18 protein-coding genes are annotated in these 14,991 nt (G+C 69.4%); 15 read left to right on the top strand and 3 right to left on the bottom strand.

What is annotated here, in order from left to right:
- Positions 1–5: 5 nt before the first annotated feature.
- Together NO878_RS10995 and NO878_RS10990 are read right to left on the bottom strand one after the other, a co-directional pair.
- Positions 6–1,076: a threonine synthase gene (locus NO878_RS10995; RefSeq protein ID WP_256406040.1), complete on the bottom strand. Its 1,071-nt coding sequence runs from the start codon at positions 1,074–1,076 to the stop codon at positions 6–8.
- Positions 1,076–2,032 carry a succinylglutamate desuccinylase/aspartoacylase family protein gene (locus NO878_RS10990; protein ID WP_256406039.1) on the bottom strand — a complete coding sequence of 319 codons (957 nt, stop codon included), beginning with the start codon at positions 2,030–2,032 and terminating at the stop codon, positions 1,076–1,078. The genes NO878_RS10995 and NO878_RS10990 overlap by 1 nt, the downstream gene beginning before the upstream one ends.
- A gap of 109 nt (positions 2,033–2,141) precedes the next feature.
- On the opposite strand from NO878_RS10990, the gene NO878_RS10985 reads away from it, so the two are divergent.
- Positions 2,142–2,432, top strand: a complete 291-nt coding sequence (locus NO878_RS10985) for a DUF7536 family protein (protein ID WP_256406038.1) — start codon at positions 2,142–2,144, stop codon at positions 2,430–2,432.
- Here the strand turns inward: NO878_RS10985 and NO878_RS10980 are convergent.
- Positions 2,429–3,625, bottom strand: a complete 1,197-nt coding sequence (locus tag NO878_RS10980; RefSeq protein WP_256406037.1) for a potassium channel family protein — start codon at positions 3,623–3,625, stop codon at positions 2,429–2,431. The genes NO878_RS10985 and NO878_RS10980 overlap by 4 nt on opposite strands.
- Positions 3,626–3,705: 80 nt before the next feature.
- Between NO878_RS10980 and NO878_RS10975 the strand changes: the two genes are divergently transcribed.
- The 14 genes from NO878_RS10975 to NO878_RS10910 all read left to right on the top strand — a co-directional run bounded on the left by NO878_RS10975 (position 3,706) and on the right by NO878_RS10910 (position 14,956).
- Complete coding sequence (locus NO878_RS10975; RefSeq protein WP_256406036.1) at positions 3,706–4,878, top strand: MFS transporter; 1,173 nt, start codon at positions 3,706–3,708, stop codon at positions 4,876–4,878.
- Positions 4,879–4,946: 68 nt separating this feature from the next.
- Positions 4,947–5,450, top strand: coding sequence for a FlaD/FlaE family flagellar protein (locus tag NO878_RS10970; protein ID WP_256406035.1), 504 nt, complete (start codon positions 4,947–4,949; stop codon positions 5,448–5,450).
- 67 nt (positions 5,451–5,517) lie between these two features.
- On the top strand, positions 5,518–6,609 hold the full coding sequence (locus NO878_RS10965) for an actin-like salactin (RefSeq protein ID WP_256406034.1): 1,092 nt from the start codon (positions 5,518–5,520) through the stop codon (positions 6,607–6,609).
- A gap of 131 nt (positions 6,610–6,740) precedes the next feature.
- Positions 6,741–7,079 (top strand): peptidyl-tRNA hydrolase Pth2, encoded by a 339-nt coding sequence (gene pth2 / locus NO878_RS10960; RefSeq protein WP_256406033.1) that lies wholly within the window; start codon positions 6,741–6,743, stop codon positions 7,077–7,079.
- 76 nt (positions 7,080–7,155) lie between these two features.
- Entirely contained in the window at positions 7,156–8,490 is a 1,335-nt protein-coding gene (truD, locus tag NO878_RS10955) for a tRNA pseudouridine(13) synthase TruD (protein ID WP_256406032.1), read from the top strand.
- A gap of 55 nt (positions 8,491–8,545) precedes the next feature.
- On the top strand, positions 8,546–9,265 hold the full coding sequence (locus NO878_RS10950; protein WP_256406030.1) for a DUF2103 domain-containing protein: 720 nt from the start codon (positions 8,546–8,548) through the stop codon (positions 9,263–9,265).
- A 52-nt stretch (positions 9,266–9,317) separates the two neighbouring features.
- A complete protein-coding gene (locus NO878_RS10945) occupies positions 9,318–9,590 on the top strand; it encodes an eL43 family ribosomal protein (RefSeq protein ID WP_157689804.1) in 273 nt (90 codons plus the stop codon).
- Complete coding sequence (locus NO878_RS10940) at positions 9,590–9,724, top strand: DNA-directed RNA polymerase subunit P (protein WP_114448489.1); 135 nt, start codon at positions 9,590–9,592, stop codon at positions 9,722–9,724. The genes NO878_RS10945 and NO878_RS10940 overlap by 1 nt, the downstream gene beginning before the upstream one ends.
- A 4-nt stretch (positions 9,725–9,728) precedes the next feature.
- Complete coding sequence (locus tag NO878_RS10935) at positions 9,729–10,004, top strand: KEOPS complex subunit Pcc1 (RefSeq protein ID WP_256406029.1); 276 nt, start codon at positions 9,729–9,731, stop codon at positions 10,002–10,004.
- A gap of 66 nt (positions 10,005–10,070) precedes the next feature.
- Positions 10,071–10,460 (top strand): prefoldin subunit beta, encoded by a 390-nt coding sequence (locus tag NO878_RS10930; protein WP_256406028.1) that lies wholly within the window; start codon positions 10,071–10,073, stop codon positions 10,458–10,460.
- 7 nt (positions 10,461–10,467) lie between these two features.
- The gene (locus NO878_RS10925; RefSeq protein ID WP_256406027.1) at positions 10,468–10,764 is read left to right on the top strand and encodes a DUF3194 domain-containing protein; all 297 of its coding nucleotides are present in this window, start codon (positions 10,468–10,470) and stop codon (positions 10,762–10,764) included.
- A 96-nt stretch (positions 10,765–10,860) separates the two neighbouring features.
- On the top strand, positions 10,861–11,796 hold the full coding sequence (locus tag NO878_RS10920; protein WP_256406026.1) for a WD40/YVTN/BNR-like repeat-containing protein: 936 nt from the start codon (positions 10,861–10,863) through the stop codon (positions 11,794–11,796).
- Positions 11,797–11,881: 85 nt separating this feature from the next.
- The gene (locus NO878_RS10915; RefSeq protein WP_256406025.1) at positions 11,882–13,486 is read left to right on the top strand and encodes an Hvo_1808 family surface protein; all 1,605 of its coding nucleotides are present in this window, start codon (positions 11,882–11,884) and stop codon (positions 13,484–13,486) included.
- Between the two features lie 45 nt (positions 13,487–13,531).
- Positions 13,532–14,956, top strand: a complete 1,425-nt coding sequence (locus tag NO878_RS10910; protein WP_256406024.1) for an Hvo_1808 family surface protein — start codon at positions 13,532–13,534, stop codon at positions 14,954–14,956.
- The last annotated feature ends 35 nt before the right edge of the window (positions 14,957–14,991 follow it).

Below are 14,991 nucleotides of genomic sequence, written 5' to 3'. Positions count from 1 at the left end.
AACCCTCACTTCGCGCGGCCGGTGAGCGGGACGACGACATCGGCATCGGAGTCGAGGATCCCTCGGTCCCGGTACGCACGGAGTCCCGCCAAGCCGACCGCAGCGGTCGGCTCGACGCCGAACCCCGCGTCCCGCAGGTCGGCGAGAGCCGTCTCGACGGTCGCCTCGGACACCGCGATAGCGTCGCCGTCGGTCGTATCGAGGGCGGTGTCGATGGCTCCGCGGCGGACCGGCTCGCGCACCTGGATGCCGTCCGCGAGGTCGTTGTGTCCGGTCGTCCCGCCGTCTCGGTCGTCGGCGACCGGCGCGTACCCGGTCGCCTGGACGGCCAGCAACTGCGGGAGTTCGTCGGTCCACCCCGCTTCGACGAGCGCGCGAAAGCCCCGGTAGGCGCCAAGCAAGAGCGTTCCGTGACCGAGCGGGACGACGACGGCGTCGGGCACCGACCAGTCCCGCTGTGCGGCGAGTTCGATGCCGAAGGTGGCGGTGCCGGCAAAGAAAGCCGGGTTCCAGGCGTGGCTGGCGTACCAGCCCTCGCCCGCCGTGACCGCGTCCCGACACGCGGTGGCGACCGCCTCGCGGTCCCCCGGCACCTCCCGCACCCGCGCGCCGGTCGCGGCGATGGCGCGTCGCTTCCCGTCCATGACCGACGCGGGGACGTAGATGTCGGCGTCGAGGCCCGCGCGGGCGGCGTAGGTGGCGACGGCCGTGCCCGCGTTGCCCGAGGAGTCCTCGATCAATCGGTCGACGCCGAGTTCCACCGCGCGCGAGACGACCGTCGCGGCGCCGCGGTCCTTGAAACTCCCCGTCGGTGAGACGTACTCCAGTTTGAACGTCACGTCCCACGCGGGGGCGTCGACGAGCGGCGTGAACCCCTCGCCCAGGGTGACCCGCCGCTCCACGGGCAGGAAGCCGTCGAACGCCCACAGGCCACGGCGGGCGTCGAACGAGGAAGCGTCGGGTGCCGGTCCGTCGGGCCGGGGCGTCGAAGCAAACGAGAGGGGTGCCCCGCAGGTGCAGCGCCAGCGGTCGGCGTACGTTTCGCCGCAGTCCGGACAGGCGAGACGGGCCGGCATCAGTACGAGTCGACGTTCTTCCCGACCGAGCAGACGTACTCGCCGGTGGCGACCTGTGGGAGGCGGCGACTCCGCCAGAAGATACCGTCGTTGTCGGCGGTGATCCGGGCTTTCAACCCGCCGAAGGGATCGGTGACCTCGAACAGCGTCTCGTCGGCGGTCACGCGGTCGCCGAGATCGTGTTTGAAGCGGACGAGACCGCCGACGGGCGAGCCGTACTGGTCGAACGCCTTGGCGCGCGTCTGCGGTTCGATACCGGCGTCACCGTCGAGGAAGTCGTACCCGCGGAGCACGTTGAACACGCCTTCGACCCCCTTCGCGATGCTCGTCTCGTCCCAGCCGACGGCGCCGCCGAGTTCGGGATCGACCGCGGGCACGCCGTCGGACGGGGCGACCCGGGCCAACTGCCCGTCGGGGCCTTTCTGGTCGAGGACGTAGCCACACCCGAAGGTCTTGGCGAGGTCGAGACACTGCGAGTGGAGGCGATGTCGGCGGCCACACCGGACCCGCACCTCGTCGATCATCCGACTGGTCGACCCCTGGTGGAGGTCGAGAACGAGGTCGGCGTCGCGGGCGACGTCGTAGGTGGCGGCGGCAATGCGCTCGCTCGACGTGCCGTTCTCGTCGCCGGGATAGGCCCGGTTCATCTTCGTGTCGTCGATGGGGTTGCGGTGTTCGGCCACCTGGAAGGCGTGGTAGTTGACGATGCCGACGACGATTACCGTCCCCGAGAGTTCGTCGGGGTCGAGTTGGGGGACGACGCGCTGCACCACGCCGACACCGTTGAGTTCGTCGCCATCACTGGCCGCTTGCACGTAGAGGGTCGGCCCGTCGCGGGCGCCTTCGATAACGGCGACAGGGAGACCGAACGTACTGCCGTCGCGGGTCTCGCCGACCTCCAGACGGCCGGTATCGGCCGTCCCGGGCGACGCGTCCGCGCTTCCCACCGAAGTCATTGTTCGACCCAGGCACTCGTGCCCTTTGAGCGATTCGGTCCCGACCGCCCCGGACCGAACGACGGCGGGACAACGATGGGGCTTTGATCGTGGAGTCCGGACTTCGACCGTGAGCGACGAACGACCGGAGCGACCCCCCGCGGCAGGGCTGCTCGACGCGTTACGGGTGCGACGCAACGCGACTGCCGGCGTCGTCGCCGGCATCGTCCTCGCGGCGCTAGTCTATCTCGTCCGTGTCTTCGAGTTGATCGGGCCGGTCACCGGCACGCAACGGTATCCGATCCTCGGTCCCGAGGGCTGGTTTCTCGGCCTCGCGTTCGTTCTCGCGTCGGCGACAGCACTGTTCGTGACGGCAGCGCTGACAGTCGTGACCGCCGTTCGTCTGGCGCGTCGCCTCTAAGGTTCGGCGTCGCCCGCCAGGTCGGCGAGTCGGTCGGCGCCGGCGCGGGTCCCCTTCGCGATGAGGACGTCGTCGGGGTGGACGGTCGTCTCGGGGCCGGGCGAGACGACCCAGTCCCCGTCACCGCGGCGGACGGCGATGACGCGCATCCCCGTCTCCGTTTTGACCTGCAGGTCGCCCAGTGAGGCGTCGGCGAGTCGCCCGTCGGCGGCCACGCCGGCGCGGACGATCACCTCGTCGGATTCCTCGACGGCGGCGGCGACGACCGGATGGGTGTCGAGTCCGCGGAGCACCCCCTCGCTGATCTCCAGGGCGGCGTCGCTGATCACCTCCGTCGCGCTCGCGAGGTGGACCAGTCCCCGGAGCGTGATGGGGTCCTCGACCCGGCCGGCGGCCCGCAACACCCACGCCTCGAACCGGGATTTCAGCGCGTCGACCTCGGCTTCGAGTTCGACCACCTCCGCGGCGACGCCCTCGCTGTCGAACAACACCGATCCGTAGGCCAGGTCGACCGCCAACTCGCTCATGTTTTTCATCAACACGATGGAGTCGACCGCGCGGTCGAGGTCGTCGATAGAGGAGTCGACCGGTTCGGGTGGGACGTAGGCGTCGCCGGTGACGGACTCGTATACCGGTGCGAGCGCCGTCTCGGTGCCCCGGAGAAGGACCACGTCGGCGGCCGAGAGCACCGTGTCCCGGTCGGGGTTGACGATCCAGTCGCCGGCACGGCGGATGGCGATGACCCGGACGCCGGTGTCCGTCTCGAGGTTGCAGTCGCCGAGCGAGGTGCCGGCGTACGCGGAGTCGGCGGCAATCTCCCCGCGGACGACCGTCTCGACGGCCGCCGGGATGGCCGTCCGCATCGCCTCGGGGACGCCGATGTCCTCGAGCACCACCTTTGCGATGTCGCCCGCGGCGTCGCTGATCTTCTCGGCGGCGCCGACGACCCCGAGAACGGGCGCCAGCGCCTCCGCATCTTCCGGGCTTCGGGCGGCCATCAGGAGGCTCATCCGCGCCTGAAGCTGTAACACGTCCATCCGCTCTTCGAGTTCCAGTACCTCCGCGGCGACCTCGTCGCTCCCGTGGAGAACCGCCGAATACGCGAGGTCGATGAGGAGTTCGGCCGTGTCCTTCATCTCGACGAGGACGGCCTTCACGCTGACCGGTTCGTACTCGACGTCCCCGGGATCCATACCCAGACCCATGTCCCCGAGGCGATAAAACCCTCCCGACGAACGCAAGAACGAAGCGGATCGGGGTCGACCGACCGACGATGGGTCGATCCAGCGGCTGGGACTTACTTGGCGTGACGACGGCGGCGTTCTTCGTGACCATGGTCGCCCGGCTGGCGCCGAGTCCGCTCGTCCCCGACATCATCGACGCCTTCGGGGCGACGACGGGGACGGTCGGCCTCGCACTCTCCGGGATGTGGGCCGCCTACGCGCTCTTTCAGTTTCCTGGCGGGGTCGTCGCCGACCGAGTTGGCGAACGACGGGTGATCCTCGTCGCGATGGCCGGGGTCACCGTGGCGAGTCTCGCGCTCGCGGGCGCGCCAACCTTCGGTGTCTTCGCCGTCGCGGCCGTCGGCCTCGGCGCCGCCGCAGGGCTGTATTTCACCGCTGGCACCTCGTTTCTCACCGCCCGCTTCGAGAACACCGGCCGTGCGCTTGGAATCCACGAGATTGGCGTGTCGGCCGCGGGACTCATCGCCCCTGTCGCGAGTACGGCCGCCGCGACCCGGTTCGGCTGGCGGGCGGGAGTGCTCGTCCCCGCCGTCGTCGCGCCAGTCGTCCTCGTCCTGTTCGCGTGGCGGGCGCCGGCAACGTCGGCGGACGGCGACGACGGTGGCGACGGGGTCGTCGACATCGGACAGCTGTGTGCCCTGCTCACCCGTCCGAGCATCGCCTTCACCACCGTGCTCGCGATGGGCGGCTTTTTCACCTGGCAATCGTTCGCCTCCTTCTTTCCGACCTTTCTCGTAGAGCACGTGGGACTCACCGCCGGGCAGTCAAGCCTCACCTTCGGCGCGGTGTTCGCGCTCACGATGGTCACCGCCCCGGGACTGGGGTGGCTCTCGGATTCGACGGGGCGCGATCCGGCGCTGGTCGTGTCGTTCCTGGCGGGGACCGGCGGCTACGCCTGCTTTCTGTTTGGCGGCGGAAGGCCGGTTGCGGTAGTTGCGGGGGCGGGGCTCGTCGGCCTGGGTCTCTCGTGGCCTGGGGCACTCAACTCGCGGTTCATGGACCACCTCGCGGCCGAGGAGCGCGGGACGGGGTTCGGTCTCGTGCGCACCGTCGTGTTGCTCGTCAGTTCGCTCGGGAGCGGGGTGACGGGAACCGTCGCGGAGGCGTCCGGCTGGTTCGCCGCCTACGCGCTGGTAGCCGTCCTACTGGCGGCGCTCGTGGCGCTTCTCGTTGGAGTCCACACGGTAGGGATCGACGCCTGAGGCCGTCCGACGGGCGTCACACGGTCGGGAAGCTTTAATTCGCAGGCGCCCGTATGTCTCGTCGTTCGATGGCCATCGACCCGCGGAACTACGACCTCGACGAACTCCGGACGGCCAGCGGCGGGTCGGCGCTGGACCGGACGGACGCGGACGTGGGGTCGGAGCGGCCAGACGGGGCTGCCGACGCCGAGAGCGAGGACGAGGACGACCGCTCGGCGGCCGACGCCGCGTTCGAAGCGTCGTTAACCCGTGATCTGGCCGCGATGGACGCCCAAGGCGAGTCGATGGAACGGCCCTACCTCCCCGCGCTCCCGGCGTCGCTGGTCGCCGAGGCGCTGATCTTCGAGTGGTTGGAGTTTCTCGTGTTGCAGGCGGGCCGCGAGTCGGTGAACGACGCCGTGGCCTTCTACGAGTCCGTCGGGTGGCTCGGTGCCGACGCCGCCGAGGCGCTTGACGCCTACCTGACGGGCATCGACGACCCGCGGGCGAACGCCGACAACGACCTCGATGCCGACGACCACCGGGTGAGCCTCCACTACGTCGCGCGCCTGGCCTCGCTCGCCGGTCGGTGAACCCCGAACGGCGACCCGAGGAATCGGGGAGTGCTTATTTATCGCGCCCGCGTGTAGCGCCGGCCACATGAGTGACTCCGAGAACGAGGACGGGGACGAGGAGCCGACGGAGGAGCCGACAGCAAGCGAAGACGAACCCGCGCCAATCGGCGTGAAACTCGGAAGCACCCGGACGGTGATTGCCATCCCTGACGGCGACGGCCTGCGGACGGTCAAGACGCTCACTTGCCTCGCGACCTACGAGGACGCCATTACGGGCGAGGAGCGCGTTCTCTACGGCGAGGAGGCAGCGCGGGAGTACCCCGACCGCGTGCAGTACACCCTTCGCTCGGGGCTGCCAGAGGACGAGTCCCGGGCGGAGTTGACGGCGACATTCTTCGAGAAGGTCATCGAGGCCAACGACGTGCCCACCGATAGCGCGGTGGTGTACGCCATCCCGACGATTGACAACGAGCAGGGGTTGGCGAACCTCGAATCGGTCATCGAGGGGAGCACCATCGGCGAGGCGCTGATCCGGAGCTACCCCGAGTCGCTCTGCGGGGCGGTCCCGGCTCTCGGCGGCGACTTGGAGGCCGTCGAGGACATCTTCGTCACGGTGAACCTGGGATCGACAAACCTCGAAGCCTCGGCATACCGTCGCGGCGAGCAACTCGTTCCGTTCACCACGGGTGCGGTCACCGGCAACGAGGTGGACCGGCGGGTCGCCAACTACGTCGAGGAAGAGACCCAAGGGCGGGTCAACATCGACACCACAACCGCCCGAGAGTACAAGGAGGAACACGCCGACTTCGTCGACTTCGAGCCGTTCACGGACGTAATCCAGCAGCCCGGTGGCGGCTCCCACGAGTTCACCATCGAGCGCAGCGTCATGGACGCCGTCGACGAGTACGTCGACGAGGCCGTCGAGGAGGTGGCCAACGCCTTCCTGCCCGAACTCGCCAACGACCACATCAAGGTCTACCAGTTGGCGCTGGATCGCCCCATCGTGCTGACGGGGGGGATGGCCTGCATTCCGGGCATCGTCGCGGAGTTCGAGGAGCGCCTAAGCGAGGAACTTCAGCGGGACGTCGAGGCGGTGGCGCCCGACGAACCGTCGCTGTCGGCGGCGGTCGGCGCCCAGCGTATCGCGCAACGACTGGTCGACGCCGACGCGTACTAGCGTCGAAACGGCTGTTCCGCCTCGTCGCGAGGTCCCTCACGACGGACACGCTTCGGCATCTGTCCGCCGCATCGGGCGTGGCGCGGGCGGGTACCGACGACGCTTTGACCCGGCCGCCCGGACGACGGCGCATGAAACAGGCCATCGTCGCGCGCACGGATCTCGGGATGGGACAGGGAAAGCTCGCCGCACAGGTCGCTCACGCCGCACTCTCGGCGTACGAGGACGCCGACGACCGCACCCGCCGGGCGTGGAAAGGCGAGGGACAGAAGAAGGTGGTACTGAAAGCGAGCGGAGAGTCCGAACTGTTCGAGTTGGCCGACACCGCCGAACGGGCAGGGGTGCCACACGCCGTTATCCGGGACGCCGGCCACACGCAACTGGACCCCGGAACCGTGACCGCGCTGGCAGTGGGACCGGGTGATGACGCGGCGATCGACCGGGTGACGGGCGACCTCTCTCTGTATTAAGTCGGCCGAATCGGTCGCATCGGCTGGGCGAACCGATACCCTCACCCGTCGGCGCCGCGAATCGTCGACGACTTCGATGCGCGAGGCACACCCGCTCGAACGACAGGTCGGTATCGACTACTACGTGAGCGACGGGCCTGGAGTCGGTGGTCGGCTTCGGAGCGACCCCGCCGACTTCCGGGTCCGAGAGCTCGAAGGAGTCGATCCCGAACCACTCGATTCCGACCCCGGGGCCTACCCCCACCTGCTCGTGCGGGCGACGCTCGTCGACTGGGATACCAACGACTTCGCGGGGGCGCTGTCGAACACGCTGGGTGTGAGCCGCGAGCGGGTGTCGTGGGCCGGCACCAAGGACAAGCGCGCGGTCACCACACAGTTGTTCTCGATCCGGGGGGTCGAGAGCGGCGACCTACCTGACCTCGACGGCGTCGACCTGGAGCCGCTGGGCCGGGTTGGTCGGAACTTAGAGTTCGGCGACCTCGCCGGCAACGCCTTCGAGATTCGGGTGAGCGAGCCGAGTCGCCCCGCGGCGGTCGAGGACGTGATCGACGCGCTGACGGCCTTCGGTGGCGGGCAGCCCGCGGTGCCGAACGTCTTCGGCCACCAGCGGTTCGGGAGCCGACGGCCCGTCACCCACGAGGTGGGGCTGTGTGTCGTCCGCGGGGAGTGGCGGGCGGCGGTCCTAGCCTACGTCGGGAACCCGGCCACGACGGAGCCGGAGCGGACGCAGACGGCGCGGGCGAGGGTCGAAGAGGTTGCCGCCGCGGACGACCCCGACTGGGCGGCGGCGCTCGATGCGACCCCTGGCCACCTGGGTTACGAGCGGTCGATGCTCCATCGCCTGGTCGAGAACGGCGGGAACGAGCCGGCGGATTTCCGGGACGCGCTGGAGGCCGTCCCCTGGAATCTCCAGCGCCTGTTCGTCAACGCCGCTCAGTCGTTTGCCTTCAACCGGATCGTCTCCGAGCGCCTACGGCGCGGCCTGCCTTTCGACCGCCCCGTGGCCGGAGACGTGGTGGCGTTCGCGGACGCGGACACACCGGCCGACCTCGCGGTGCCCGACACCGACCGCCTCCAGCGGGTGACCGACGAACGGGTCGACGTGGTCCGTCGCCACTGCGAGCGGGGACGGGCCTTCGTCACCGCGCCGCTGGTCGGCACCGGGACGGAACTGGGCGAGGGCGAACCCGGGGATATCGAGCGCGAGGTGCTCGCCGACCTCGATCTGTCGCCGGCCGACTTCGACCTGCCCGGCAACTTCGACTCGTCGGGCACCCGGCGGGCGCTGCTCGTCGGGACCGACCTGTCGGTCAGTCGTGACCCTCTCACCCTCTCGTTTTCGCTGCCACGTGGGTCGTACGCCACCGCTGTCCTCCGAGAGTTCCTGAAGGTCGACCCGCGGGATCTCTGAGTCGCCCGTCGGACGCGAGGGACGGACTTATCCGGTGTCGTCGCCTGCGACCGACATGGAGTGTGGGCGGTGTGGGTCGCCGCTGGATCGCCCGGGTGATTACTGTTTAGTCTGTCATACCGGCAACTGCGATGCGGTCGTTCTAGACGTCGCAACGGATCGTGCGACACTGACCATGCTCGACGACGAGTCGGTACTCGGAGAGACGACGATCACGACCCGTCCGGAGGAGGAAGGGCGGAGTCGAGTGGTCGAGCGGCGGAACTTCGCCGGGCTGATCGCCGACGAGATCCAGCGCAAGCGTCCGGAGACGGTGTTCGCGGCGGGTGACCGAGAGATCATCCGTGCGGTGCGGGCCGAGACCCACTACGAATTCTACCGCGTCGCGGGCGAGGACCCCGTGGCGACGGTGCTGGAGCGGCGGGGCGAGCGGGCGCTGGAGGTTGTCGAGACGGCGCCGAAGGAGAAACTCGGCGGACGACACACGACGCTGATCGGCGGGCGGACTGGGCGGCGGGCCATCTCGACGGTAGCCGAACACCCCCACGTCAAGAAGATCGTTCCGGGGCCTATCGACGCCGGGGGGACGGGATCGCAGTCCGGCCTGCGGGCGAAGGTGACGCGAGCAGACGGCAACGGCAACGTCCGTCTCCTCCTGCGCGACGGGTCGAGCGTGCAGGAAAACCGGATCGTGACGACGGCCATGGACCGCGAGACGGGCGAGCGAGTGCGCGACGACCTGAACGAGGAACTCGACGCCGCCGACCTGCAGTAGCGGGGAGAGACTCGCAGGGTTTATCCGTTCCGTGCCGGTATTGGGCGGTACTATGGCCGAGAACAAGGCACGCAGTACCGGGAGCGCGGGCCGATTCGGCGCGCGCTACGGGCGCGTCGCCCGCCGCCGCGTCAAGGAAATCGAAGGCGAGATGCAGAACGCGACGCTCGATGGCGACAGCGTCACCCGAATCGGGACGGGCGTCTGGAAGAACGAGGAAACGGGCGAGACGTTCACCGGCGGCGCGTACCGACCGGAGACGCCCGGTGGGCGCACGGTGAAGCGCTCGATCCGCGCCGCGCTCGCCACCGACGACGAGGAGTAATGAGCTACAAGTGTTCCCGGTGTAAGCGCGACGTCGAACTCGACGAGTACGGCGGGGTCCGGTGTCCGTACTGCGGACACCGCGTGCTCCTGAAGGAGCGCGCCCCGACGATCAAGGAAGTCGACGTCGAGTAACCCCGTGGCGGCCGAGTCCACGGACGACGCGCCACACCGTCTCTCCCTGCAGTTCGACTACGACACCGAGCGGCGCGCACGAATCGTCGAACGGGCGGTCCGCGTCGAGATGGGCGAAATCGACGACGCTCGGTCGACGGCCCGGGTCGAGCGGGCGGGACGCACCGTCGAGGTGCGGGTCGGCGCCGCGGACCTCGTTGCCCTCCGGGCAGGGGCGAACACGTGGCGACGGCTGCTGTCGGTGGCAGAACGGGTGGCCGAAACGGCGGCCGGACGATAGTCGGCGGCGACGCCCCCGCAGTCGGGAATACGGGGCTTTTTCACTCCGGGTCCCGACGATTTGCCCATGCAAGGAAATCTGCCGCCGGAAGCCCAGGAGAAACTCGAGGAACTGCAGGATCTCCAGGAGACGGCCCAGCAGGTCGCGGCCCAGAAACAGCAGTCGGAGACGCAGCTCAACGAGTCCGAGACGGCGCTCGACGCCCTCGACGATATCGGCGAAGACACCGTCATGTACCGAGAGGTCGGCGAACTGCTCGTCGAGACGGAGTACGGTGCCGCTCGCGAGGACCTCGAAGAGAAAGTCGAGAACCTGGAAGTTCGCGTCGAACAGCTGAGCAAGCAAGAGGAGCGCGTCCGCGAGCAGTTCGAGTCGCTCCAGCAGGAACTCCAGCAGATGCTCCAGGGTGGCGCCGGCGGCGGGCCGATGGGTCCGGGCGGCGCCGGCGGCGACTGAGGACGCCGTGGCTGACACCGATTCGGAAGCGGAATCGTCCGCGCCGGACGACGAAACGGTCGTGCGGACGGCCGCCGAGGCCGCCGAAGGGGTCGTGTTCGCCAACTACCGACAGTCCTCGGTCCGTGATCTGGACGTGACAGTGACCTTCGAGGAGGGGGTCCTCGAGGTCGACGTGTATCTGAACGCGCCCGACGAGGAGGCCGATCCCGACGCGGTCGCGGACGAGGCCGCGCGGACGGCCCGGGCCGCCGTCGACGACCTGTTCGGCGTCGACGACGAATCGGCCGACGACACGGCGTAAATTCGGGTAAACTCTCCTTAACCGTCGGTAAACTGGCGTTAACCGCCATCCCCTATTAACAGCCGAGCGCCCACAGAGTCAGGTGGAGTGTTCAATATGCACGAGACGACCCGACGGACGTTCCTTCGAGGTAGCGCAGCAGCCGCCGCGCTGGCGACTGTGCCGGTCATCGGCGCCGCGGATCGCGTCTGGACCAGCGAGAAAACGGCGGTGGACGTGACGCTGTACGACGTGGAGACGACTATCGAGGGCGCGTACGCGGTGGGCGGGAGCGGATACGTCCTCGAACGTGGCGACGACGCGTGGGGTATCGCGGCCAGTGGCGGCCCGACCGGTAACGGCAACGACCTCTACGGGTCCGACGTGACCGACGACGGCGAACGACTCTGGTTCGTCGGATCGAGCGGCGCCATCGGTGAGTACGACGTGCGGACCCGAGGGCTGAACGACCACTCGGCGCCGAACGACGTGACGAACAACTTCAACGACGTGGCGGTGACCGGCGAGGCCGGGAGCGCGAACGTCTACGTCGCCGGCGACTCGGGACAGATCTACTATAGCTTCGAGAACGGTGAGGCCGGGACCTGGGACTCGGTAACCCCCGGAAGCGGGTCGAACCTCAACGCCATCGACTTCCACGGTCCCCGGTCGGGCCACGCCGTCGACGGCAACAAGACGGTGTTCGTCACCGACGACGGCTCGACGTGGGAGAAGGTGGGTATCGCCGACGCCAACAATAACTTCTACGGCGTCGACTCCGACGCGCCGGACGATCTGACGGTCGTCGGCGGCGGTGGGACGGTCTACCACTGGGACGGGGCCGAGTGGGTCCGCGAGGATACCGGCGACGGCGCGCTCCGCGACGTGGAGATGGACGGCGAGACGGGACTGGCCGTCGGCGGCGCCGTCTTCCGCCGCGACGCCGAGGGCTGGACCCAGGAGGCGACGCCCGCGGGAGCGAACCTGCGGGGCGTGGTCGACGGCGAACCCGAGGTTGTCGTCGGCGCGAGCGCGACGGTCCTCGAACGCTAGGTAGCTTCTTCGGCGCGGCGGCGCGCCCGGTCGGAGTGATTCCCCAGCGGGCAAGGTACTTCCGTACCGCTTCCTAACAGCGGGTATGCGAAAGCGGGTATCCGTCGGTCTCGCGGTACTGCTTGTGCTGGCGTCGGTCGCTCCCGCAGTCGGGGCGTCCGGGCCGCCGGCCGCCGTCGACGCGGGGGCCGAGGGTGACGACATGGCTCCCCAGCGTGCGGATCCCGGTGAGGACGTCATCGGCTGGGAAGGTGGGTACTGGCACAACGAATCCATCGAGGTCAACCAGTCCGACGGTCTCTCCGACGCAGAACTCGACGCGTACGTGAGCCGGGCGATGGCCCGGGTCGAGTACATCCGCGAGCGAGAGTTCGACTCCGAGGTGCCCGTCGAAGTCATCTCTCGGGACGAGTTCCAGCAACAGTCCGAGGAGAACCGGACGAGCAACGCCTCGTACGACGCGTGGAACGACCAGGTGTGGGAGGCGCTGTTCGTGATCGGCGAGGACCAAGGTGCGAACGACGCCCTCCAGACCGCATCGGGGCAGTCCACCGCCGGCTTCTACGCGCCGGGCGACGACCGCATCCGAATCATCACCGACTCGCCGGAGAGTCCGACCATCGACAACGCGACGCTGGTCCACGAACTCGTCCACGCGCTTCAGGACCAGAGCGGTAACCTCGGCGAGCGGATCAGTAGTGCCGAGACCCAGGACGGGGACCTAGCGGTCGACGGCGTCGTCGAGGGCGAGGCGAACTACGTCGAGGGGCGATACACCGACCGGTGCGGGATCGAGTGGGAGTGTGTCGGTACGCCGAGCGACGGGTCGAGTGCGGGCGATCCGCCGAACCTCGGCATCCTGTTGACCCTGCTCCAGCCGTATTCCGACGGCCCGGCGTACATCGACTGGTTGCGGGAGCAAGGTGGCTGGGAGGCGGTCGACGCCGCCTTCACCGAGCCGCCGGAGTCGAGCGAGCAGGTCATCCACCTGACCGACGAGGAGCCGACGCCCATCGAGTACGAGGACCGGGCGCGGAACGGCTGGGAGACGTTCCCGAACCAGGGTCAGGACGGGGCCGATACCGTCGGCGAGGCGTCGATGTACGTGATGTTCTGGTATCAGGCGCGGACGGCCCGCGCGGACACCGTCCCGGTTCGGTCGGTGGCCCGCACGTCCGGACTCTACGACATCTACAACTACGACGCCGAACCCTCGGCTGGCTGGGGGAACGACCGGGTGTACCCCTACCATCAGGGGAGCGGTGACGACGCTCGGGGCGGCTACGTCTGGGTGACCGAGTGGGACACTCCCGAGGACGCCGCGGAGTTCGCCCAGGCGTACCGCGCCATCCTCACGGCCCACGACGTAGAGCAGCGTGACGACGGGACGCTGGTGATCCCGGACGGTGAGTTCGCCGACGCCTTCCGCATCGACCGGTCGGGCACGCGCGTCACTATCGTCAACGGGCCGACGCCCGAGGCGGTCGAGAACATCCGCCCGAGCGCCGACAGCGGGGACGACGGCGCATCGAGCGGAACGACCGCGAGCGCCGGCGCCGGCGAGGGCGACGGCGAGTCGACCGACAGCGACGGCGGCACGAGTGGCCTCGAAGCGCCCGGCTTCGGGGTGCTCCCGGCCGTCATCGCGGTGCTCGCCGCCGCGCTGGTGGCACTTCGACGGCGGGACTGAACGCGACGGCACCCTTTTTACCTGGCGACGCCGAGAGCCGAGGAGATGCGTCCGTTCGCCCTCGTGGCCGCGTTGCTGGTCGTCCTCGCCGGGTGTGGCGGCGTCGCGGACAGCCCGGCGGAGCCGACGACGACGGCGAAACCCGGCACGGACCCGACGGCGACAGCGACGCCCGCGCCAACCACGACCACCGGGGCGGGGTCCGGCGACGGGTACGACGACCCGGCGACGGACCGCTTAGGGTGGGAGGCCGGTCGGTGGTACGACGAGCCACTGTCGACGAACGCCTCGAACGGCCTGAACCGGAGCGAGCGGCGCGCAGTCGTCGCGCGGACGATGGCCCGGGTCGAACGGCTCCGGGGACTGGAGTTCGAGTCGTCCGTGCCGGTGGCGGTGGTCGACCGAGAGACCTACCGCCGGCAGGAGAACGTGACCGCGACGGGGTTCGACGAGGTGGTGTGGGAGGCACTCCTCCTCGTCGGCGAGGATCGGTCGGTCGAGACGGTGTTCGAGTCGTTCTACGGGGCGTCGGTCCAGGGATCGTATCGCCCGAGCGAGGCCCGGGTTGTGCTCGTGAGCGACGCGGCACAGCCAGCGGTGGACCGGCGGACGCTAGCCCACGAACTCGTCCACGCGCTCCAGGACCAGCAGTTCGACCTCGACCGGGTGCGCGAGGGGGCGACCACACGCGACGAGCGACTGGCGCGGCAGGGGTTGATCGAGGGCGACGCGGGCTATGTCACGACCCTCTACGAGCGCCGGTGTGAGTCGAACTGGACCTGCGTGCCGCGGCCGTCGACCGGGCCGGGGGCGAGCCTCGACGGCGACGCCGGCGTCTACGTCGCCGCCTACCAACCGTACAGCGACGGCCCGGCGTTCGTCCATCACCTCCGAGAGCGCGGCGGGTGGGCGGCGGTGAACGCCGCGTACGCGGCCCCCCCAACGACGGCGACGGCGGTGATCCATCCCGAACGGGATCCGGACTGGTCGCCGCGGAGCGTGCGTGTCCCAGACCGGTCGGCCGGGAACTGGTCGCAGTTCGACCGCTCGCCGCCGGGAACGACCGTCGGCGAGGCGTCGCTGTTCGCGACGGTGTGGGCCAACGGGGGTGTCGAGACGTTCCACCTGCAACGGCCGAGCCGACCGTATCGGGCGTACAACTACACCCACCCCACGACCGCGGGGTGGGCCGGCGACCGACTGGTCCCCTACCGGAGTGCGGACGGGCGGACGGGGTACGTCCTCCGGACCGAGTGGGCAACGGCTGACGACGCCGCCGCGTTTGCGGCCGCTTACCGCTCGCTCCTCCGGGAGCGCCGGGGTGCCGAGCGCCGCGGCGACGGTGTCTTGGTGGTGCCGACGGGACCCTACGCCGACGCGTTCCGTGTGACCCGCGACGGGCGGACGGTCACGGTGGTGAACGCACCGACGGTCGGGACGCTCGATGCCGTCCACGCCGAGGGCGACTGAAGAGGAATCCTCTTCGATACGGTCGACCGAACGAA

Origin of the sequence: Haloplanus ruber, assembly GCF_024494725.1 — an archaeon.
GTDB classification, from domain to species: Archaea; Halobacteriota; Halobacteria; order Halobacteriales; family Haloferacaceae; genus Haloplanus; species Haloplanus ruber.
The sequence above is the reverse complement of the archived record's forward strand: the minus strand, read 5'-3'. Positions and strand labels throughout refer to the sequence as shown.